This is a genomic window from Desulfosporosinus metallidurans (assembly GCF_001936615.1).
Classification (GTDB): Bacteria; Bacillota; Desulfitobacteriia; order Desulfitobacteriales; family Desulfitobacteriaceae; genus Desulfosporosinus; species Desulfosporosinus metallidurans.
The window spans coordinates 1-890 of sequence record NZ_MLBF01000159.1 but is presented as its reverse complement, the minus strand read 5'-3'; the positions used below and the strand labels follow the sequence as shown (position 1 = coordinate 890).

The following is an 890-nucleotide window of genomic DNA, read 5'->3' as shown; positions in this document are numbered from 1 at the left end:
CGACTGGAAGAGCACGTCCAAGCAGTGAGGCTGAGTTTACAGGCAAATCCGTAGACTTAAGGCTAGGCTGTGATGGCGGGAAGGAATTATAGTACCGAAGTCACCGATCTCATGCTGCCAAGAAAAGCCTCTAGTGAGGAATGGGGTACCCGTACCGTAAACCGACACAGGTGGGTGAGGAGAGAATCCTAAGGCGCTCGGGAGAACTCTCGTTAAGGAACTCGGCAAAATGACCCCGTAACTTCGGGAGAAGGGGTGCCTCGATAGGGTGAAAGCCCGAGGAGGCCGCAGTGAAAAGGCCCAAGCGACTGTTTAGCAAAAACACAGGTCTCTGCAAAACCGTAAGGTGAAGTATAGGGGCTGACGCTGCCCGGTGCTGGAAGGTTAAGGGGAGAGGTTAGCGTAAGCGAAGCTTTTGAACCGAAGCCCCAGTAAACGGCGGCCGTAACTATAACGGTCCTAAGGTAGCGAAATTCCTTGTCAGGTAAGTTCTGACCCGCACGAATGGCGTAACGACTTGGGCACTGTCTCGACGAGAGACCCGGCTGAAATTGTAATACCTGTGAACGATGCAGGTTACCCGCGACAAGACGGAAAGACCCCATGGAGCTTTACTGTAGCCTGATATTGAATTTTGGTACGATCTGTACAGGGATAGGTGGGAGCCAGAGAAGCCGGACCGCTAGGTTCGGTGGAGGCAATGGTGGGATACCACCCTGATCGTATTGAAATTCTAACCTACATCCCTAAACGGGATGAGGGACCGTGTCAGGTGGGCAGTTTGACTGGGGCGGTCGCCTCCTAAAGAGTAACGGAGGCGCCCAAAGGTTCCCTCAGAATGGTTGGAAATCATTCGCAGAGTGTAAAGGCAGAAGGGAGCTTGACTGCGA

The 890-nt window shown here is 53.1% G+C and carries 1 rRNA gene; it reads left to right on the top strand.

Going from position 1 to position 890, the window contains the following annotated elements:
- Positions 1 to 890, top strand: a 23S ribosomal RNA gene (locus DSOL_RS26125); the annotation flags it as partial.